Source organism: Chitinophagales bacterium (genome assembly GCA_019694975.1).
In the GTDB taxonomy this organism is placed as follows: Bacteria; Bacteroidota; Bacteroidia; order Chitinophagales; family UBA10324; genus JACCZZ01.
This window is the reverse complement of record JAIBAY010000010.1, coordinates 20958-43355: the sequence shown is the minus strand read 5'-3', so window position 1 is coordinate 43355 and position 22398 is coordinate 20958. Positions and strand designations below refer to the sequence as shown.

Below are 22398 nucleotides of genomic sequence, written 5' to 3'. Positions count from 1 at the left end.
AGCAAGAGCAAGATGGCTTTCACGCCATCAATATAATCGATAGTGGTGCTGGCATTTATTAGTCAATAAGACATTTTTTAAAGCGCTTGCGCGAACGGAGATTGGGCCACCACTGCTTACCGCGAACTCCTGTTGCCGGTTAAACTAATTCTGCATTATGTGCAATATGCCGCAATAATCCTGTTGCCTGCGGGCCGTTTCATCTATGCCCGCTGCACCAAATGAAGTAAATAAGTAGCGCCGGCAGGAAAGCTAATCGCTTCATTATTTTTATCTTTCCCCTATACACCGGTAATGCTTTACTATCTCTTCAAACGGCTGCTGCTTTTTATTCCAACGCTCATCGTAATCACGCTGCTTGCTTTCGTCATCAGCGTGCATGCTCCGGGCAATCCGGTGGAGCGCTTGCTGACATCAGCCGAATCAGGTGATATGAGCGCATCCGTAACAGCATCGATGCAGGAAGAGAAGCAATACTGGGCCCACCGGTTGGGCTTCGACCTTCCTGTATTTTATCTTACCATCGCCCCGCTTGCCTGGCCGGATACCTTATTTAAGATTATGGATAAGCAGGAAAATGCCGCTGCCAAAAGCCTGCTGCAGCAATATGGCAACTGGCCTGCAATTGAGAACTACCGGATCAGCGTAGAACAACTATGCAACACATTCCGGCAATTGCCCGGCGATACAACGCTGATCAGTCCGAATGGAAAAAATGAAATGTATGAAACAGACAGGCAAGCCGCATTCATCGCATATTCTCTTCCGGCAGCAAGTGATGCCAAAGTGATGCCTGCGAAATTAAATGCACTGGAAATGCATTGTAAAAAATATCCCGACTCAGATATGCGGTCCATTCGTCTGCAACAAACCCGGCTTGCTTACGAAACAATGATTGCCTCATCTGTGAGCTGGCGTAATTATTTTCCTGTTATACAATTTCACTTTGAGAATCAGTATCACCGGTGGATGTTCGGCGATGGCAACTGGCTCACCGGCGAAGGAAGCACCTTTTCAAAGGGCCTTATACGCGGGGATTTAGGCATGTCTTATGTCACCAGGATGCCGGTGAGCGAGGTGATATCTGCCCGTATCGGGTGGTCGTTGTTCTTCACCCTGCTCTCTGTATTGTTAGCTTACCTCATCAGTATTCCGGTCGGCATCAGGGCCGCTGAAAAGCCCGGTTCTTTCTACGATCGTGCATCATCTATCATATTGTTCGTGTTGCATTCAATGCCAGCATTCTGGCTGGCCACAATGCTGCTGATGCTGTTTGCCAATACGGATGCCTTTCGATGGTTTCCTGCCTCAGGCGTTAAGCCCATTTCAGGTTATCCCGCAGGTGCAGGGTTTTTTGAAAAGGTAAAACTATCATTGCCCTATATCGTACTGCCACTGATAGCATACACCTACAGCTCGCTCGCATTTCTCAGCAGGCTGACACGTGTATCACTGCTCGAAACCTTACAACAGGACTATATCAGAACGGCCCGGGCAAAGGGGCTTTCCGAATACCACGTTATCTACAAACATGCCTTTCGTAACGCATTGCTTCCCGTCATTACGGTGTTCGCCAATGTTTTTCCGGCTGCCATTGGCGGCTCGGTAATCCTCGAAACCATATTCACTATTCCCGGCATGGGGCTGGAAACATACCAGGCTATCCAGTCGCAGAATTATCCCGTGGTGATAGGTGTGTTGACGTTAACCGGTTTGCTTACACTGACAGGCTACCTCGTGGCCGACATACTTTATGCATTTGCTGATCCGCGCATTTCACTTTCAAAAGAAAAGGCATGAACGGCACGCATCATCAGCCATTACGTTTTGGCGCGCACGTAATACACGCGTTCAGAAAAAACAAACCTGCCATGATCTCATTGGTTGTGCTGCTGCTGATGATGATAATAGCATTGCTGGCACCGTTACTCGCCAATGAACGTCCGTGGTATATGCAATATCATGGAATGAATTATTACCCGGCCTTCACCTGGAAAAAAACTTATTACATCGGGAATGAAGGCGGTGCTGCGGAGAAAATTCAACTCGATATTACGGATTGGAAAAAGCTGAACACGGAAAAAATAATTTTCGCACCCATACCTTATTCGCCCGGCAAAAGTGATTATGCCAACGCGGGTTACATTTGTCCTGGCTGTGAACAGCACTTCACCAATGCCGAAGGTCATAAGGTGGCGATGCCTTTGCGCTTCAGGCACTGGCTAGGCACAGGCAACCGTGGTGATGACCTCCTGGCAGGCCTCATTCACGGATCACGTGTTTCGCTGACCATCGGTTTTCTCTCCATGGGTATAGCTACGTTGATCGGCATTCTGCTGGGAGCATTTGCCGGCTTTTTCGGCGATCATTCCCTCACCGCAAGCCGTGGAAAAATTGGATTCACCTGTCTCGGCATCTTCTTCGGCTGGTTCTATGGATTTCAGTTGCCGGCTACCTCGTTCAGTGAAAACATACTGCTCCGGCTGAGTGTTAGTACAGCGATCTTTCTCTTTATAGTATTTGCATTTTCATTGTTAGGCAACCTGGCAGGACGCATTTATGGTTTGCATAAAAAAGTGAAAGTACCGGTAGACAGACTGATTTCCCGCATCATTGAAATCATGGTTTCCTTGCCGCTGTTCATGCTGATGCTTGCAGTGGCCGCCGTCTCAAAGCCCTCACTGACCAATATGATGGTGATCATTGGTCTCACCAACTGGACCGGAATTGCAAGGCTTACCCGTGCAGAAATGCTGCGGATCAGGGAACAGGAATTTATTCAGTCGGCCAAAGCACTGGGTTTCAGTCAGACCAGGATTATGTTGCGGCATGCATTACCCAATGCCATAGCACCTGCCCTTATTTCCATTTCATTCGGTATCGCCAATGCCATTATTATTGAATCATCCTTGTCATTTCTTGGACTGGGAGTGCCACAAACAGTAACAACCTGGGGATCACTCTTGAGCGCCGGTCATGGTAACTTCAGCGCATGGTGGCTCGTGGTCTTTCCCGGCCTTTGCATATTCATCACTGTAACCGCTTATAACCTGATTGGGGAAGGTCTCCGCGATGCACTCGACCCTAAAATGAAATCATAGCGGATCAAGGATAGTAGTGGTGTACGCGCACAAACTGCCTCCTCAATTATTATATTGAAACAGCATGAAACCTGTCCACTGCAATCTGAACTTTCACTCTCCATCACTTGAAAATTCATGTACAAACCTGTAGGTTTGCTTCCGCAAAAAACAAGCAATATGACGCCCGAACAAATTATGAAGGAGACAAAGAGCCACATGGAGAAAACCATTCAACATCTTGAAGTGGAGCTGACAAAGGTTCGTGCTGGAAAAATTTCTGCTGGCATGCTCGACGGTATCATGGTGGATTATTATGGCTCGCACATTCCTATTAATCAGGCCGCCAATGTTTCTGTGCTTGATGCACGCACACTCAGCATACAACCATGGGAACGCAAAATGCTGGAAGTAATTGAAAAAGCTATCCTGGCCGCCAACATCGGTATCACCCCGCACAACGATGGCGTGGCCATTAAACTTTATCAGCCGCCGCTCACCGAAGAACGCCGAAAGGAATATGTGAAAAAAGCGCATTCCATCGCGGAGACTGCACGGGTGAGTATCCGCAATATTCGCCGCGAGGCTGTTGACCAGGTAAAGAAATTAGGAAAGGAACATGTATCTGAAGATCAGATAAAAGACGCTGAAGCTGAAATGCAAAATATTACCAATAAATACATAGCACAGATAGACAAGCATGTGGAGGTCAAGGAAAAAGAAATAATGACCGTCTAAAAAAATCCTTACTGTGCGGCAGTGTTAATCTTATAAACAAAATACTTCGTGTTGCCCTGCCATGGCATATTCTTCAGTTTTTCCCTGTAAAAAACGGTAATCACTTTTCCTTCATAGTTACTTAGTTCATTCACCACTTCTTTTTCAGAGCCCAACACGGAAAAGTCCCAAAGGTAATTGGCCACTGAGTTATTGTTTGCATTCATGCCACCGAGGTTCATTTCACCTTCATACGTTTTAAAAATATATCCTGTCCTGGCAAATTTTATCAGGTATCCTGTCCTGCTTCCTTCGCCGTAAGTATAGTTGCAAACCAACAGGTAACCGGCAATGCCTGCAGCCACTATAAGTAAAAGCACAAGAAGAAATTTTTTCATACGTACGTGAATTTGCCGTAAAAATAGTGTTTAACTGAAAAAATGAATGGATGAAATAAACCTTTCACAGCTGCACTACCGCTGCCGGTTTGAAATCAAAACAGGATTGCCCATCAGGTCCAGACTGTAGTGCCTTCCGAACAATTTGTGCAAATATCTATTTCCTTTCTCGAACGCAGCACTGCCCGCCTGAACTGCTGATAAGCATCGCTCTTCCAAATGGTAGCGAAACTGCTCGACTGCAAATCACCCATCTGATGGTGAGCGTCTTTGTCGAAACAACAGGGCACCACCTTGCCATCCCAGGTCACTACACTTGAATGCCACAGCTTCCAGCAATGATTGTACAACTTGTTTTTGATGTTGAATGACCCGTCTTCTTGCTGCTGATACCTGGAAAATTTTGGATTTGCAGGCATCAACGAATGGCCCTGCCTGAAATCATTAAGTTGTGCTGTCTTAAAGCGTAATTCATTCACACCAGTAGACTTTGCCAGTTCTTTTACCTCGTTTAGCTGATGCTCATTTGCTGCTACCACTAAGAACTGAAAAATCAGGTGTGGCGTTTCGGAATGTAATTGCTTTTTCCAGCGTACAATATTCCGGGTGCCTTCCAGCACTTTTTCCAGTGTTCCGCCTTTGCGGTACGATTCATAAACCTCCTGCGTGGTGCCATCAATGGAAATAATCAAACGGTGTAATCCAGATTCCACCGTTTTACGTGCTGTATCATCATCGAGGAAATGAGCGTTGGTGGAAGTGGCGGTGTATATGTTTTTCTGGGCAGCATAACGAACCATCTCTAAAAATCCAGGGTGAAGAAATGGCTCTCCCTGAAAATAAAACAACAGATACCATAAATGATCGCTTAGTTCATCAATAGTTTTTCTGAAAAAAGTAGGTTCCAGCATGCCTGTGTCGCGTGAAAATGAACGAAGCCCGCTCGGACATTCAGGGCATCGAAGGTTGCACGAGGTGGTTGGTTCAATCGAAATACTTACCGGCCATCCAATCTGCCGGAGATTGCCGGTCCAGCGGGATAAGTAATATGATAAAAGCAGTTTCCATAGATTCCAGGCTTTACTAAAAGTAAGTTTGGAAAGTAAGTTGATCTTGTCATTTAAATGAATCGCCGGCATCTTTCAAAAGTACTATAGTTTACCACGGAATATTCATTTCACAGACAATGTACCTTCCGGCATTTACAACGCTCGTTTCCTGTTGCAGATTGACCGGACACCCACTGGCTGGGGTAAAATAAAGATGCATTCGTTTTTGAGATTTGAACTTTTTTAAACTCATCAACAACTGTTAATAATAACCCGGGTTGAATGTGGATTATTAAAAAACAACAAACAACCCCGCAGAAAAAAAGTGAATGAAACGTTTGTAAACTGTGCACAACCCGTCGATTTCCAATCCAACTGTATAACCTTAAAAAGATGTTGATAGCAATGGATAATCTGTGGCTGTTATGCACGTTTCGAAATCAAATGTCTTCACAACTTTGGGAGAAATTTTCCCCATTGACTTTAATCAACACCATGTTAAGAAATACCTAATGCGCTGACATTCATCAGTGACCGGTGTGGATTGATTAACTTCGCCGGTGGACAGGATATGGATAAGCAGAAATGCATACTGAAAGGAATAGAGTTGTGAACCAATCCACATCCCTAATAACCTTTAATAGTAACTTTCAATTTACTTTAAAATAAATTATATGAGTGCATTACTTGAGCAAGCGAAGAAAAAAATAGAGGGAAACGGATTTCTTGACCTCGAAATTGATCCGTCGCTTGATTTGTTTGGTGAAATAAAAAAACTGAAGGAAGAAAAAAATGCTGTAGTTATAGCGCATTATTACCAGGAAGCCGATATTCAGGATGTTGCGGATTATATTGGTGACAGCCTCGGATTGTCGCAACAGGCGGCAAGTACCAATGCCGATATGATAGTGTTCGCAGGCGTGCATTTCATGGCCGAGACAGCCAAAATTTTATCGCCTCAGAAGAAAGTGCTACTGCCCGATCTGAAAGCCGGATGCTCACTGGCAGATGCATGTCCTGCTGAATTTTTTTCCCGTTTTAAAGCACGTCATCCTGATCATGTAGTGATTTCCTATATCAATTGCTCTGCCGAGATCAAGGCCCTGAGCGATATCATTTGCACTTCTTCCAATGCGCAGAAAGTGATTGAGTCAGTTCCACGTGATAAGAAAATAATCTTTGCACCGGATAAAAATCTAGGGAAATACCTTATCCTGAAAACAGGGCGCGATATGTTATTATGGGAAGGTGCCTGTATGGTACATGAAATTTTTTCTGTGGAAAAAATATGGAAGCTTAAAAGCCGGCACCCGCATGCAAAAGTGATTGCTCACCCGGAATGTGAAATTCCGGTACTTGATCTGGCTGATTACATCGCTTCCACTACCGGACTGCTGAAATACACAAAGAGTAATCCTGCCAGTGAATTTATTGTGGCTACGGAACCGGGTATTATTCATCAGATGCAGAAAGAGTCGCCCAATAAAGTATTTATTCCTGCTCCTCCGGATAATGGTTGTGCCTGTAATGATTGTCCGCATATGAAACGTAATACACTTGAAAAGCTATACCTCTGCATGAAGTATGAACTGCCGGAGATTATTGTTCCGGAGCCAGTCAGGGTGCAGGCGAAAAGATCAATTGACCGCATGCTGGAAATTTCAGCAATGCATGGCCTGTAGATGAACGCCGGTTTAAATTTCATTTTTTTGTGCCTCATTTCCTGTGTTTATTGCAATGATACTGCAGGCATTACTGTTAATGATAAGTCGGCTAATATTTTGATCATATGCAGCTGCGGACAGAAGTATTAAAGGAGCACTCAAAAAAACAAAGTGAAAAGATTGCTGCATGGGTTTGTAAAGACAGCAGCAGGTTTACGGAATTATTAAAATTACTGTTCGACACAGAAGGTAAAGTTGGGCAGCGCACTGCCTGGATTGTAAGGTTAGTGGCAACTCAACATCCTGAATGGATAGCACCGCATCTGCGGCAATTGCTGCTGTTATGCCGTAGGCCGGTGCATGCAGCTGTGAAAAGAAATATACTTGGCATGTTGCAGTATTATCCGTTGCCACGGCAATTACAGGGTTTAGCGGCAACTATTTGTTTTGATTTGCTTGCTGCGGCAGGAATACCGGTTGCCATAAAGGTATTTGCCATGACCGTGCTGCATAACATCACACTTGATCAGCCTGCATTGCGCCATGAACTGCAACTGGTGATTGAAGAACGATTGCAATGTGAAAAGCCGGCCTTCAGATCCAGGGGATTAAAAATATTAAAGCACATAACCGGCATTAATTAATATCAGCGGCAGTGTATTTCAAAAATGTATGGAAAGTCAGCGCAATACTTCGCTGATGATGCAGAATTTACAGCTTACAATGATAATGATATCAGCCTTTCTGTTGAATGATCTTCTTTTCAATGCGTTGATCCGGAATCAGCCACATAGCAGCTACGATTGCATATAACACCAATCCTATATAGCCGTTAATCAATGAAAGGAAAATAGCCAGTAAATAGATAACAACAGAGATAAGTCCCTTCTTATCTTTACCTACAGCAATGGCAAGTGTTGATTCCTTGCCATGAAGTTGTATCAAGGCCTGCGACAAAATATAGTAAGCTACACCGGCCATAAGTAAAATCACGCCATATAGAATGATTGGCAGGGTAGTGAAGTGATTTTCTCCCATCCAACCGGTAACAAATGGAAACAGGGAAAGCCAGAAGAGCAAATGAATGTTTGCCCATAACACCTTACTGTTTACATTACGAGCCGCATGAAACAGGTGGTGATGATTGTTCCAGTAGATCGCAACATTCAAAAAACTCAGTAGGTAGCTGATGAAAACAGGAAACAAGGGCGCCAGGTTTTGCCATTCATCACCATGTGGTACCTTCATTTCCAAAACCATAATGGTGATGATAATGGCAATCACACCATCACTGAATGCTTCAATTCTTGATTTTCCCACTTTTATATGCCAATTAGGTTCATGATTTAATGGCAATAAATGCTGCCAGTCATTTTTTATTCAGGTGCTGAATATGCTGAGTCCTTAACAATCAACTAAACAAGAAGTTTTTCGGCAACACCAATTAAGAAGCCTAGACCGTTATTCACCTTAGCAATGGCTGCTGCTTTTTGCTGATTGGAAAGTGTGTTTTTCTTGACCACATTAAGCAGTTCGGATAAGGCTTCTTTGTCAATTCCTGATTTATCCATGATGGCTTGCAGTTCGGGGCCTTGCAAACGGGTCAGTGATGCAATTTTTTCGGCAAAATGTGCATCCGTTTTAATGGCGGCACTTTTAGCGATTTTTTTAAAGTCAGTCATAGCGTCATTTATTTGTGTTAAGGATTTCATTCATAGTGTTGTCAAGTTCACTGATGGCATTGTCAATGCTGCCGGCACTTCCAGCTTTGGCAATAAATGCATCCAGTGAGTGTTCAACTTTGTTTAAATCTATTTTTTCTCCGCTGAGTTGCCTGATACGCTCATTGAGTGCAGCTCTTTCAGCATCAACATCAGCTGCCGATTGCAGCAAGGCGTGCAGCGCGTTGGATGCGTCGTAGTAAGCATCATACTCATTGTTCAGCTGACTGATCAGTTTAGTTTTCTGATCATCCAGCGCCTGTATCATGGCATCGCGCCGTTGATTGATTTCAGGAAGTATAGCCAGTAAAATTTGCTGAAGGCTGTCAGCGTCATAATTTTTGATGGTTAGTCCTGATGTAAAATCTTTGACATACTCCGGCAGGTAATCCTGTTCAATGAAATCCGATACGCTTTTTTTCTTTTCACTAAACAGTTCATTGATCACTGCAATATTGATGCTGTGCATACGTGTTCCTTCACGCAGGATAGCATCACTCAGTTGAACTGATTCCACTGGAATTTTTGCACAGCCGCTGAATATAGCTGAAAGAATTACGCAGACAGAGAAGAACTTTTTCATACGCATCGGAAGTTTAGTAGTTGCCTTGTAATTTATCTATTGAAGGTACTATTTTGGTACAACTAAACTGAACCGGTTTAAATAGTATGGTAATGCGCGGAAATTTTTGTACGTGTTCTTATTACAGGCAGCATACATTGAAAGAGGTAAACCACACCAATAGTAGTTCATTCAGTATTATTTGCCGGAAGTAAGACTATTTTCAGGGGTTGATGGAAATGCCCTGCAATTATTGCGAAACGCAGTCATGATGGTTACCCTTCAAATTTTTCAATAGCTGACTTCCAGGCTTCCTTCATGTTAATTGTTTGCTGCAATTCATAATCAAAACAAACCATTACTGTTGATCCTTCTGCAATAGTGATGTCCCCCGCATCTGTTTCTTTCGTAATCAGGTAATCAAAATCAAAACTCTTGGTTCCAAGGCGTGAACACCGAATTGAAATGAAGTAACCATCGTAGCCGTTAATTGGCTGACGGTATTCAATCACCGCCCGTGCAAGAATGATCCCTTCCTTTTTCCAGTCTACCCTTCCTTCGGCAATAATTTCTTCAAAATAACGAATGCGGGCAATTTCAAAGTAGGTGAGGTAATTGGCATTATTTACATGACCCAATGAATCAAAGTCGACAAAGCGAATTGCAAGCGGAATTTTCAATCTGAAGTTTTTCATGTTTTCCATGATTGCGCTATAAGTGATCCAGAACAGACTTACACTAAATATTAAATTAATTTATGCTTTGAGTATTGGTATTAATATAAGTAAAAGATAATGAACTACATAAGACAATTAATTTTATAAAGATCGTGGCTCTATCTTCCCAAATAAACCATTAGCACTGAGATATCGCTGGGTGAAACGCCGCTGATTCTGCTCGCTTGTCCAAGTGTAGCGGGCTTAATGCTGCTTAATTTTTGCCGTGCTTCCATGGAAAGTGATTTAATCGTTGAATAATCAAAATGTGGCACTATAGGTACATCTTCCAGCCTTCCGATTTTTGACACCATTTCCTTCTCCTTTTCAATGTATCCTTCATACTTCATCAGAATTTCCGCTTCTTCCAGAATTTCCGGTTCAAGACCTGCCACGATGCTTTGCACGGCTATAATAACTTTGGTAAGTGAAGTCAGATCAATCTGTGGGCGACTCAGCACTGAAAATAATGTTGTCCGTTCCTTGAGTGGTGAAGTTCCTTTTGCCAGCAGGAATTCATTGATTTCAGCCGGCTCCACTTTAACGCTCTTAAAGGCAAGGAGCACTTTATCCAGTAAATTCATCTTTTGTTTCACGCGGAACATCCTTTCATTGTCTGCAAGCCCGATGCCATGACCAAGAGCAGTGAGCCTGATATCGGCATTATCCTGCCTCAATAAAATTCGGTATTCAGCCCGCGATGTAAACATCCGATAAGGCTCATCGGTACCCTTATTGATCAGATCATCTATAAGTACGCCAATGTAGGCTTCCGACCGCTTTAAGACCACCGCTTCCAGCTGATTGATTTTACGATGTGCATTGATACCTGCCATAAGTCCCTGGCAGGCGGCCTCTTCATAGCCGGTTGTTCCATTGATCTGTCCGGCAAAGAATAAATTTTCAATCAGTTGCGTTTCAAGGCTCAGTTTTAACTGATGCGGCGGAAAGTAGTCGTATTCAATAGCATAGCCCGGCCTGAACATCTTTACATTTTCGAAGCCGGCAATTTTTTTCAGGGCTTTGTATTGCACCGCTTCAGGCAGAGAAGTGGAAAAACCATTCAGATAGATCTCAATGGTATTCCAACCTTCCGGTTCAACAAAGAGCTGATGCCGTTCCTTATCCGCAAACCTGTTGATCTTATCTTCAATAGAAGGGCAATATCTTGGACCAACACCCTTAATTCTACCGGCAAACATGGGCGACTGCGCGAAACCGGTTTTCAGAATTTCATGTACTGACTGATCCGTATAGGTAATGAAACATGACTTTTGCCTGGTAAGTACCTGTGTGCCCTTGTAAGAGAATTTACCGGGATTTTCGTCTCCCTGCTGCTCTTCCATCCTGTCATAATCAAGCGACCTTCCATCAACCCTTGGTGGTGTGCCTGTTTTCATCCTGCCGCTTTCGAATCCTGCTTCAATCAATTGCTCTGTTAAGCCGGAGGATGCTTTCTCTGCCATTCTGCCGCCGCCAAACTGCTTTTCACCAATATGTATGATGCCATTGAGAAATGTACCATTTGTCAGGATAACAGCGTCGGCGTCAATTTCTAACCCCAAACCAGTAACTACTCCGGTAACACGGCCATCATTAATATTAATGGCTCTTACCATATCTTGAAAGAAGTCAACATATTTTGTGTTTTCAAGCATGAGGCGCCATTCCTGTGCGAACAACATCCGGTCATTCTGTGCGCGCGGGCTCCACATGGCAGGGCCCTTGGAACGATTGAGCATTCTGAATTGTATCGCGCTCTTATCTGTTACGATTCCGGAATATCCTCCGAGAGCGTCAATTTCTCTTACAATCTGTCCTTTGGCTACGCCTCCCATGGCGGGATTGCAGCTCATCTGTGCAATTGTTTGCATATTCATGGTGATCAGTAAAACCTTTGATCCCATATTTGCCGCCGCCGCCGCCGCTTCGCAACCAGCATGACCTGCACCAACTACAATGATATCGTATTTATTAAACAAATGAACCCGGTGATTTTACGGTGAGTTGATACAATGTATCGCGACAAAGATACTGAAAGCAGCACTGTTAATAATCAGCATAATTCCAGTGTTGTTAGTTGGATATCGAAAGATCGCTGCATACACATTTTGCGTTTTAAAGACACAGCTGAAGATATATCAGTACGAACGGGACGGCAGCAAATTGAATGAGAAACCGGCGTTATAAAATCGCTGGTATTGAACTGTCTTCCTAAGAAACTAATGGTAAGAAATTGTTCGGCTATTTCAAATTTTTAAAATTGAAGACCGGTTTCCCGTGAAACATCACTTCATCTCTTTATAAAGCCGAAGATATTCCTGTTCCTTCTTTCTCATGATAAGTCTTTGCCGCTGCGTTTTATCTGAATAACCGATACAATGAAGCACACCATGTATAATAACCCGGCGAAGTTCTTCACGAAATGAGGTGCGATAGCTTATCGCGTTTTCATGAACACGTTCTGTGCTAATATAGATTTCCGCGGCAATTTTCCTTTTGGTGGAATTATCGAAAGTAATAATATCAGTGAGTGTTGAATGATGCAGGAATTGCTTGTTCAGTTTTAACAGGTAGGCATCATCGCATAGGATGTAATTGATATTATCTACTTCTTTTTTTTCGAGGTAAGAAACAAGCAGTATCCAGTTTATAACCTGCGCTTTCCCTGTCAGCAGGTGCTTTCTGAATTGATAGTTGAAGGAAATGGGCATATCAGGTAATAAGGAAACTCATGACTACTTTTCTTCCGCCATCAAAATATTCCATTTTATCGCAGAGGTTACGCATCAGGAATATTCCTCGTCCGGTAGGTTTGTCAAGGTTTTCAATAGCGGTGGGATCTCTGACGCATAACAAGTCAAATCCAACACCTTGATCTTCAACAGAAAAGACTATTTCCTTTTCTATTTTTTCGACACAAACCCTTACAGTTTTTAATGGGTCTGACTTATTCCCATGAAAAATGGCATTGTTAACAGCCTCACTCAGGGAAACAAGCATATTGGCTTCAGTTTCTTCAGTCAGTTTGAGTTCTGTCTTGAGTTCTTCTACCAATGCTTCAATAAGATTGATATTCTCGGGCCTGGATGAGAATAGCATATCGCGCAAAGTAATTAACGCAACCATAAGCAATAAGGATTGGTGTTTTTATTGCTGCAGTGACTTAAAATATTCTTCTACCAAATCGCGGTAAAAAGGTTTCAAATTGGGAGGCACAGTTTTATAAAGTTCAAGTTCAGCCTGCTTCTTTTTCAGGTACTCCTCAATCTCAGGCGGCAGTTGTTTTACCATTTCATGGGCGGCATTCGATTCCCGCTTATTATCAGTTTCCCTTTGCCGTTCGGCATTCTCCGCTTCCAGTAAACGTGTGAGTATCTCCTGCTGCCGCTTCAGCATTTCATTGGTGATTTGTTTATTTACCAGTTCCGTTTCCGATTTCTCCATTTCTTTTTGCAACTGTTCCAGGTTACCCAGCGAGTTTTTACCGTCCTTGTTCAACTCATCATTTAACTTCCTCAGGGCTTCCCTGACAGCAGCCTGCCTTGCAGCCACTTGTGCCATCTCTTTACTCATGCCGCCTTCACCATTGGGCATTTTACCATCTTTCATCTGCTGACTCATTTCCGATATCTTGTCATTCAGCTGTTGCTGCATTTGCCGGAGTGAATTCATGCTTTGCTTTTTTCCGCCGGGTTTCTGACAACTTTGATTTCCCGGCATTTGCTGTGCCATCTGTTGTTGCATTTGCTGCATGATTTCCTGGAACATCAATGCAAGATTATTGACGGAAGTCATTACGTATTGCTGCGCCGATGCAGCAGCGGCTGGCTGGCGTTGTTCCAGTGATCTAACAGCCTGGTCGATGTTTTTATTGATATCGCCAAGTTGTTCTGCAACAAAACTCTGAATCTGAAATACCCGTTTGCTTAATTCCTGAATGCTGTCTTCCACCATTTTGAGATCATCAATCAGCTTATACTGATCTTTCATGAGCTGCAGGTACTGCGGGTTATAGACGTTAACACCTTTCGATTTATTAAGCAGATCTTCCTGGTCAAAACTAACTTTGATCAGGTTTTCAAGTATTTGCCTTGTTGACTGCATATCCATTTCCATTTGCTGCATTGCTCCGCTTTGCATGGCCTCTTGCATTTTTTGAGACATGTCTTTCATCTCCTGCGCAGCATTCTTCTGATTTTCGCCCGCCTTCTTCATGTTACTCTTCTGCATGTTCTGCTTCGATTCATTCATTTGTTGATCTGCCTGTTGCTTTTCCTCATCCATATCCGGCATATCATTCGGATGCTCCAGCTCCTGATTCAGCGAATCCAGCTTGTCAAGGTCTTTTTTTATGTCTTCAAATTCATTTTTTACAGCATCCTGGCGCTGCATCAGGGAATCTTTATTGCTGTTGTTTTCCTTCTGTGCGGCTGTTTCTTTGCTCAGCGCTTCCTGTTTTTCAGCAAGCTTATCCAGTTTATTACTGGCATCATTCATCTGTTGCTCAAATTCCAGTTGCTTGAACAGTGCCAGCATCCTGTCCAATTCCTTCTCCAATTCCTGGTTCGATAGTTTGTTATTTTCAAGCTGATCCAATGCTTTATCCTTATTCAGCTCTTCCAGCATTTTCTGCATCTTATCAATCATCTCCTTCATCTCAGGGCTCAGTACATCGTCGAATAACTTTTTTAGCTCCTGCTGTTTCTCCTGTAGTTCGGGGCTGTATTCTTTATAGTCTGACTGGTTGGCAAGATTTTCTTTGAATGTTTCCTGCACCTTCTCAATCTTGCTGTTCAGTTCTTTCTGACGCTTAAGCAAGTCATCAATTTTCTTCTTGTCTTCCCATGATGGATTTTTCTTATTTAATAAATCCTGCTGCATCTTGTCGAATTCTTCCTTAAGCTTTTTCGTTTCCTGTATAGAAGAAGCAAGGTCTTCCTTGATTTTTTCATTGTTTTCTGCCATTTCCTGGTCCATCTCTGCCGCTGTTGGCATGGCATAGGTAAGGTAGGGCGAGTGTGTAGATTTGCTGCCGTTCACACCATCGTTATCCCACACTTCAAAATAGTACATCAACTCATCGCCGGGAGCTAAATTCAATTCATTCAAATCCCAGAATTGCGAAAACTGCGTGTATTTTCCGGAAGGAATACTAACCTTCTTTGATGTAAAGGCGGATGCATGGTCTTCCTCGTCCGCTCTTTTCAATTTATATTTCAGCTGCAGATTGGTTAATCCATAATCATCGGAAGCTTCCCCGATAAAGTACAGGTATTTCTTATTGGTGCTGTCATTAACCTGCGTAACCTGTATAGCGGGATAACGGTCCGGTATCACCGTAACAGCATACCTTATGGAGTCGGCTTTGGGTAACAGGTCACTGGAAACATAGACGGTGTAGGCAGCATCGCTTTTCCATCTCTTTGAAAAGGTAAACTCATCCTTACCTGACGGCCTGGCGTCATACATTGAATCGCCTGATGCAATTTTTATTTCAGCAGTGTTCTGAGAAAAAAACTGCCAGTCAATCTTGGTTCCTTCCGGAATGGTAACATCCCCGATATTCTGTAGAGTTTCATTCTTTTTTCCCAGGTATGCTGGATAATTCAAACTGGTTTTGAATTTAAGGATGATGGGTTTGGGTAGTACTTTCAGCACAAAATCCTTCGACCGGAATCCTGAGGCGGCGAAATAAAAATCAATATCCTTCTGTGGTTTATTAAAGGTATAGGTAAATTCTGTCGCTGATTTTTTGATAAGCGGATAATCAAATCCATTCATTTGAATGGTGGCCTGATCGGGTAGGATTTTGCCGGAAACTTTAATATGTAATTCAAAATCCTGGTATTGAACAGTCTGAACAGGATCATTCACTATGGAAAACTGAAAAGGGGACTGTCGTTCAAAATATTCGTTATGGTGGATGAGGCGCAGCGAACTGTCCCTGATGATATCAGGGGAAGAAAATAATATAAATGCCAGCACAAGCACCGGAAGCAGGAGAAAACGGAGATGTTGCCTGTTTAACTTTAAATTTATTGCTGAACTGAAAGGCACCGGTTGCAGCCGGGTTATCTTCTGGTTGATACTAGCTTCGATCAATGAAGCATCTTCAGTGGCGGAGACCTGTTGGTGCAACTGAAGGATATTGATTAAGCGGTCCTGCACTTCCTGGAAATGTTCACCAATGATGGCTGCGGCCTTTTCATGGGATATAATTTTGCCAAGACGGAAGTAATGCAGCAACGGAAGTATGATCCAGCGAATAATGATGAAAGCACCTCCGCCCAGGAACCCAAAAAAAAGAACAGACCGGATGACGGTAGAAAAGTAAATGAAGTACTCAAGCAGATTAATCAGGAGGAATGCCGCCAGCAATAGTGCGCTTGCATAGATAGTTCCGCGGATTAGCTGGTTTACATAGAATTTTCTTGTAAACTCGTCCAGTTTCTTAAGCAACAACTGATAATTATCGGTCAGCAAAATCTGATTTTTTTTGGTGTCAATTACGCGCTTAAACACTAAGATGTCAAATTATAAATTATTCCACAGAGCATCAAACGATTTTAGCTGCTGCAAATTTTATTCAGGTTATCCGGCTACCGAAGCTATCTTCTGGTCGGATTAATAAAAATGATCCCCATACGTTTGAGGATCATATAGCCTTTATCAACTGGGTAAAACAGGTAGGACTTCAAACATAGCGGTAATCTGCAACCGGGAATTGTCCCCTTTTTTGCATTAAGTTAAAATTTGTAAGTGCCATTCCGGTGTGAAATGAGGTTGAACTGCTTCGGGAACACACCGATGATTAATTAAAATTTGCAGTTGCCTGCGTTGAAATTTTCTGCCGATAAGACTGGAATTAATTAGATTGCTGCCACAGTAAGCATAACAGCTTCTGCTGCGAATGAAAACGAGTTCCAAATCTTTATTTTTTCTTATACAGGCATTAAGTAAGGAAGAAAAAAGGTATGTCCTTAGAACCGCCATTCACTATAGAAAAGGAGGGAAGAATATCCTCATGCAGTTATTTAAGGCAATGGAACATATGCCGCTGGAAAATTATGATGAAAAAAAGCTTGGCCAGAAGATTCCCAATCTGTCTGTCAGAAAGAATGAATTATATGAAACGATATTAACCAGTCTTGCCAACCGGGAAACCGAGAACCAGGCCATTGTAATGCTGGGAAAGCTGCGTTGGGCCGGCATGCTTCATTACCGTAAACTCTTTCCTGAAGCATTGTCTGTGCTGTCGGAGGTGGAAGATTGGGCCAGGGAGCAAAACCAGTTATACATTGAGGGCGTCATATTGCAGTATAAAGCATTTTTCGCCAATACGGGCCTTTACAAGAATCATAACATCAACTTCTCCGGTATTGGGGACAGTATGGTAAGGAATGCACAAAAAATTCTTCATATCACGGAGATATACCGTCAATATGTGGAAGTGGCAAAAATTACCCGTATCAGTTTCCTGTTAAGGTCAGCCGAAGAAGTTCAGCGCGTAAACGATCTCCTGCAGTCGCCCGTTTATGAAAAAGACCTAAGTGATCTCCCCGTCTCATCCAGGTGTTTTATGCACCTTTCCCGCTACTATCTCTACAAACTGAAGGGTGAATATGAGCAGGCCTTTTCAGCAGCGGAAAATTGCTGGAAACTGATGCAAGATGGAACGGTTAACTTCTCAAAACGACGTCCGCAGGAATACCTGATTGGCTTTGTAGCTTACCTCGCTGCATGTCTCGACAGCAAACGGCTTGATGAATGCAAAAAGTGGCTGCCGGAAATGAGAAAATTATGGCTGAATAATTATCATGGGCATGCAGTAGTTGGTGGCAAATACTATTCTTTGTGGCTTGCCTGCCATTACCTGGATGCGAAAAAACATTACATAGTTGCTGTAACAGATGAAGTGATGCAGTTTCACGCAAAGCATGAAGCAATACTGGAGGAGGGCGGTGAAGGCAGGGGCCTGAAATACTTACTCATGTTGTCTTATTTCCAACAAAAGGACTTAATAAATGCATGGGATTATTGCAGGATGATATTAAACAGCAGCGCCACGGCCTCCAGGAGAGAGTTATACGACTGTACACGTCTTGTATTCCTTTTCATATTGTTTGAATCTGGAAAGTTTGATGAACTTGAATATCAATGCAGGCAATTGACCGGCTTTATACGCAAGAAAAACGGGAAGGAATATCTGCTGGAAAGAATATTGCTCAAGCATTTAACCGGAATTCACGGTAAAGCCAACCTGAGAAAGGAGAGGCGTACTATGATGATTAATCTCAGCAAGGATTTGCAATCGCTTTCAATTGGCGAAAATCATTGTGCAAAACAACTATTGCATTGTTTTGATTTTATAAATTATGCAAGGGAAAAAGCAAAAATCAGTCCGGCTATGCGCTGAAGTAACTTCAGGTTTTGCGAAGCCGGTTAACCCTTACTTCCGTTCTGTTGCATTTCATACCACAACTGATCTATATCAGTAAAATCCATTTACTGCACATGTAATTTTGAAGAAAAAATGTGATATGAAACCGTGTATTCACTGCTTCTTATTCCTGTTCCTGTTCGCCGCTTCAAGCAGCACAGCGCAGATTGTTAATCCGCAAAAAATGCTGGAAGGAAAAATGATAAAGAAAACCAACCAGGCGATTGATAAAAAAACTGACGCGGCAATTGACAGCCTCTTGCTGGATAAAACTAACTCCGGTCCGGTTGAAAAAACGCAAAACACCGGAATAAAACAAGAAACTGCTGCGCAAACGGATACCGCTGTCGCTGTCACACAAAAGCAAGAGTCTGTCTTGCAAACATATTCAAAGTTTGATTTTGTGGCCGGCGAAAGGGTGATCTTTTACGATGATTTCAGCCAGGATAATGTTGGTGACTTACCTGTTGCCTGGAACACTAACGGTTCTGCCGAAATCGTCACCAATAATCTGTATGACGGACACTGGATGCAGGTAATTTCCCGGAATTCAGTGTGGACGGAGGCATTGCTCAACCTTCCGGAAAATTATACCATTGAATTTGATATTATACCTATCAAAGGAGAAGATGCGGGAATGGCCGGCTATCACTTCCGCCTGATGCAAAGCATCAACGAAAAGTCATTCGACCCCGGATCCGTGCCGGGCAAGGCAGGCTTTCAGTTTAAATGCGAATATTTCGGAAGGCCGGGTTACAGCACGTATATCAATGGCAATGAAGGCCAGGGACTGGCATTGAGCGGAGTTAAAGAAGACAAGAACCTCTTCGAAAAAATTAATCAAAAATATCACATCTCTATATGGGTGCAGAAATCCAGGATAAGACTGTATCAGAATGAAACCAAATTATTCGACCTGCCGAAAGCATTTCCAGTGAGCACGGTTAAGATGGACAGGATTCGGTTTGAAGACGGAGCAGCACTCATCAGCAATGTGCGAATTGCCATTGGCAATCCCGACATGCGCAGTAAACTACTTACAGAAGGTAAGCTGGTCACCTATGGAATCTACTTCGATGTAAACAAAGATGTGGTGAAACCTGAATCATATGGCACGCTAAAGAGTATAGCTGACGTTCTCAGCGAAAACCCGTCAGTGCGGATAAAAATTGTAGGACATACGGATGCTGATGGTAATGCTGCCGCCAACCTCGATCTTTCAAAACGAAGGGCTGCCGCCGTGAAGAATGAACTCACCGGCAATTTCGGAATTGATGCATCACGTATGGAAATCGATGGCAAGGGGGCAGCGCAACCGGTTGCGCCCAATGACAACAGCACTAATAAAGCACTTAACAGGCGGGTGGAATTCATAAAGCTTTGAAATATTCTTAATTTGCTCTGTCAAATCAGGTGATGTATTACCCTGTTGCAAATCCCGTTTATCCAATCATCATCCGATTTATCAGCATATTGTATCTGCCGGGCATAAAAACACTAAGTGGTCCACCTCAATCTTTTGAACACCGCTAATGCGTGATCAGGATTAAAGCGGAGTGCACGCTGTCTGATAGCTCCAATCGGCCTTGAATGCAGTTAACTCGTCAGCGGGGAATGATCGATCAGTAATATTGCGGACCCATATGGCATTCGTTATTATCCGCTAACTTTACCTGCCAAGATCTCTTCCTTTGAAATATTCATTCACATTATTGTTACTGTTCTCTATTGCTACTGTTCACGCGCAATCATTGCCATTTAATCCATTGTTTGATGTATCGAAAGTGAACAGCATATACATTATCATAGATGAAGATTCGCTCGCTGCATTATATACCTACGTGGAAAGCAATCATGAATACAAGGTCATATTCATCTATGATGATGGCACGCAACGCGATACACTGTCCAACACCGGTTTCAGGCTGCGGGGCAATACCTCCCGCTATTCGGCTAAAAAATCGTTTAAGGTTTCTTTCAACACCTATGATCCGGGAAGAAAATACGAAGGATTTGAAAAGTTAAATCTGAATGGTTCACATAATGACCCAAGTATGGTGCGTGAAAAGTTATTTTACGATGCATGGAATAAATTCGGAATGCCTGCAAGGAGAAGTTCTTTCGTGCGCGTTTACATCAATGATCTCTATTATGGACTTTATACAAATTTGGAGGAGATGGATGAAAACTGGTGCAAAGAACGATTTGGTGATGACAGCGGCAACCGGTATAAATGCACCTATCCCAGTGATCTTACCTACGAAGGTCCGGATCAGCAGGCCTATAAATCTATACAGTCAGCCGCTGCAACCGGCGGCAGGGCATATGACCTGCAAAACAATCAGCCGGCCGATGATTACAGCGACCTTGTCCAGTTTATCACGGTGCTTAATCAGTCATCATTAAGTGATCTTCCCTGTGCGCTGGAAAAAGTTTTTGATGTGGATGCATTTTTACGTGCCTATGCCATGGATGTGGCATCCGGTAACTGGGATGACTATGCATTTAACAAAAACAATTATTATCTCTATCATAATCCTTTTACTGATAAGCTTGAATTTATTGCATACGACTGCGATAATACTTTTGGCGTTGACTGGATTGGCATTGACTGGACCACGCGATCTGTTTACAGCTGGGAAAATGCGATTGAAAGGCCATTGGTATCGCGCCTGCTCGATGTGCCGGAATATAAAGACCGCTACAGCTATTACCTCAACCTGCTGGTGAATACCGTACTCAATCCTGTCAGCATAGGGCCGCATATTGACAGCATGAAAAACCTGATTACCGATGCTGCCCTGGAAGATGAATACAAAGGTTACGATTGGGGTTACACGGATAATGATTTTCTGAATTCATTTGGCAGCAATGGCATCGATGGCCACACTCCTTACGGGGTCAAGAATTTTATTGCGGCGCGGAAAACTGCGGCACAATCGGAGCTGGCATTAAACAATATTGTGCCGGTGCTGCGTGATGAACGTTTTGATCCGGTGTTGCCCGAAGCAGGGGAAGAAATTAATGTTATGGTTACGGCATTTGATAATGTAAGCGTCAGCAGCGTGAAGATTTTTTACGGCACCGATTCACTTTCCTTTACATCAGCTTCACTCTTTGATGATGGGCTGCATAATGATGGATTATCGGGCGATGCGCTTTACGGCGTTCAACTTCCATCGGTCGCCGTTAATGGTTATCTCTATTATCACCTGGAGGCAACCGACAATAGTAGTATCACCTCGCGGCATCCATTGTGCGGCGAATCGCGCATTAAGATTGGATTTGAACCACCAGCTATTTATATCAATGAGTTTCTTGCAGCAAATAATACGGTGATCGGTGACAACGCAGGGGAGTTTGATGATTATGTTGAACTGTATAATGCCGGTACTGTACCGGTTTATCTTGGCAATAAATACCTGACCGATGATTTCCAGGATCCGTCAAAGTGGCGCATGCCGGCCATCACCCTCAACGCCGATGCATACCTTCTCTTCTGGACCGACAATGATCCTGAACAAGGCTTTGATCATTCAAATTTCAGCCTCAATGCAGATGGAGAACAAATAGGGCTATTTGCCTCTGCGGAAGAACATTTTGCTGCAATCGATACCTTCAGTTTTGGAGTGCAGGCAACAGATGTTGCTGTTGGAAGATTGCCCAATGGCACCGGCCCTTTTGGCAACCTTGCCGCACCAACACCGGGATTTAATAATTATGCTGTTGGCATTGCCACGCCATTCAGTAACGGCAATTTTCTGCAAATTCTTTCCAGCCCGTCCTCCACGGCGGCAGTCATTCAACTTAGCTTGTCTGATGCTTCATCCAAAATCCGGCTGCAGTTATTTTCCATAAGAGGAGTGCTGCTGAAGGAAATACAGCCGGAAGGACTTGTCGCCGGCCGATATTTCTTCCCGTTGGAAACAGGAATGCTACCTCCGGGCATATATTTTATTAAAGCAACTATTGACGGAACCGGGCTCGTCAAAAAATTAGTGGTGCAATAACCACTCAATTTTCAATGTAACCGGACATTAATTGCCTA

The 22398-nt window shown here is 43.2% G+C and carries 18 protein-coding genes; 8 read left to right on the top strand and 10 right to left on the bottom strand.

What is annotated here, in order from left to right:
• Window positions 1–294 precede the first annotated feature (294 nt).
• The 3 genes from K1X61_15075 (at window position 295) to frr (ending at window position 3818) form a co-directional block, all read left to right on the top strand.
• A complete protein-coding gene (locus K1X61_15075; protein ID MBX7109970.1) occupies window positions 295–1800 on the top strand; it encodes an ABC transporter permease in 1506 nt (501 codons plus the stop codon).
• Window positions 1801–1871: 71 nt separating this feature from the next.
• Window positions 1872–3101 carry an ABC transporter permease gene (locus K1X61_15070; GenBank protein MBX7109969.1) on the top strand — a complete coding sequence of 410 codons (1230 nt, stop codon included), beginning with the start codon at window positions 1872–1874 and terminating at the stop codon, window positions 3099–3101.
• A 159-nt stretch (window positions 3102–3260) separates the two neighbouring features.
• Window positions 3261–3818, top strand: a complete 558-nt coding sequence (gene frr / locus K1X61_15065; GenBank protein ID MBX7109968.1) for a ribosome recycling factor — start codon at window positions 3261–3263, stop codon at window positions 3816–3818.
• Between the two features lie 8 nt (window positions 3819–3826).
• On the opposite strand, the gene K1X61_15060 is transcribed toward frr, so the two are convergent.
• Window positions 3827–4195: a hypothetical protein gene (locus K1X61_15060; GenBank protein ID MBX7109967.1), complete on the bottom strand. Its 369-nt coding sequence runs from the start codon at window positions 4193–4195 to the stop codon at window positions 3827–3829.
• A 113-nt stretch (window positions 4196–4308) separates the two neighbouring features.
• Window positions 4309–5334 carry an SPASM domain-containing protein gene (locus K1X61_15055; protein MBX7109966.1) on the bottom strand — a complete coding sequence of 342 codons (1026 nt, stop codon included), beginning with the start codon at window positions 5332–5334 and terminating at the stop codon, window positions 4309–4311.
• Window positions 5335–5918: 584 nt separating this feature from the next.
• Here K1X61_15055 and nadA point away from each other — a divergent pair.
• Window positions 5919–6926, top strand: coding sequence for a quinolinate synthase NadA (gene nadA / locus K1X61_15050; GenBank protein ID MBX7109965.1), 1008 nt, complete (start codon window positions 5919–5921; stop codon window positions 6924–6926).
• Between the two features lie 107 nt (window positions 6927–7033).
• The gene (locus K1X61_15045) at window positions 7034–7552 is read left to right on the top strand and encodes a hypothetical protein (GenBank protein ID MBX7109964.1); all 519 of its coding nucleotides are present in this window, start codon (window positions 7034–7036) and stop codon (window positions 7550–7552) included.
• A gap of 91 nt (window positions 7553–7643) precedes the next feature.
• Here K1X61_15045 and K1X61_15040 read toward each other — a convergent pair whose 3' ends face one another.
• The 8 genes from K1X61_15040 to K1X61_15005 form a co-directional block, all read right to left on the bottom strand.
• On the bottom strand, window positions 7644–8228 hold the full coding sequence (locus K1X61_15040; GenBank protein MBX7109963.1) for a TMEM175 family protein: 585 nt from the start codon (window positions 8226–8228) through the stop codon (window positions 7644–7646).
• A gap of 95 nt (window positions 8229–8323) precedes the next feature.
• Window positions 8324–8590, bottom strand: coding sequence for a hypothetical protein (locus K1X61_15035; GenBank protein ID MBX7109962.1), 267 nt, complete (start codon window positions 8588–8590; stop codon window positions 8324–8326).
• 4 nt (window positions 8591–8594) lie between these two features.
• Window positions 8595–9212 carry a hypothetical protein gene (locus K1X61_15030; protein ID MBX7109961.1) on the bottom strand — a complete coding sequence of 206 codons (618 nt, stop codon included), beginning with the start codon at window positions 9210–9212 and terminating at the stop codon, window positions 8595–8597.
• A 254-nt stretch (window positions 9213–9466) separates the two neighbouring features.
• Window positions 9467–9886 carry an acyl-CoA thioesterase gene (locus K1X61_15025; protein ID MBX7109960.1) on the bottom strand — a complete coding sequence of 140 codons (420 nt, stop codon included), beginning with the start codon at window positions 9884–9886 and terminating at the stop codon, window positions 9467–9469.
• A 140-nt stretch (window positions 9887–10026) separates the two neighbouring features.
• Window positions 10027–11889 carry a tRNA uridine-5-carboxymethylaminomethyl(34) synthesis enzyme MnmG gene (gene mnmG, locus K1X61_15020; GenBank protein MBX7109959.1) on the bottom strand — a complete coding sequence of 621 codons (1863 nt, stop codon included), beginning with the start codon at window positions 11887–11889 and terminating at the stop codon, window positions 10027–10029.
• Window positions 11890–12195: 306 nt separating this feature from the next.
• On the bottom strand, window positions 12196–12621 hold the full coding sequence (gene ybeY, locus K1X61_15015) for an rRNA maturation RNase YbeY (protein MBX7109958.1): 426 nt from the start codon (window positions 12619–12621) through the stop codon (window positions 12196–12198).
• Between the two features lies 1 nt (window position 12622).
• Window positions 12623–13036, bottom strand: a complete 414-nt coding sequence (locus tag K1X61_15010; protein ID MBX7109957.1) for an ATP-binding protein — start codon at window positions 13034–13036, stop codon at window positions 12623–12625.
• 21 nt (window positions 13037–13057) lie between these two features.
• Complete coding sequence (locus K1X61_15005) at window positions 13058–16432, bottom strand: DUF4175 family protein (GenBank protein MBX7109956.1); 3375 nt, start codon at window positions 16430–16432, stop codon at window positions 13058–13060.
• Window positions 16433–16934: 502 nt separating this feature from the next.
• Between K1X61_15005 and K1X61_15000 the strand changes: the two genes are divergently transcribed.
• The 3 genes from K1X61_15000 to K1X61_14990 all read left to right on the top strand — a co-directional run bounded on the left by K1X61_15000 (window position 16935) and on the right by K1X61_14990 (window position 22360).
• Entirely contained in the window at window positions 16935–18326 is a 1392-nt protein-coding gene (locus K1X61_15000) for a hypothetical protein (GenBank protein MBX7109955.1), read from the top strand.
• 124 nt (window positions 18327–18450) lie between these two features.
• The gene (locus K1X61_14995) at window positions 18451–19734 is read left to right on the top strand and encodes an OmpA family protein (GenBank protein MBX7109954.1); all 1284 of its coding nucleotides are present in this window, start codon (window positions 18451–18453) and stop codon (window positions 19732–19734) included.
• Between the two features lie 328 nt (window positions 19735–20062).
• Window positions 20063–22360, top strand: a complete 2298-nt coding sequence (locus tag K1X61_14990; GenBank protein MBX7109953.1) for a CotH kinase family protein — start codon at window positions 20063–20065, stop codon at window positions 22358–22360.
• Window positions 22361–22398: the final 38 nt, after the last annotated feature.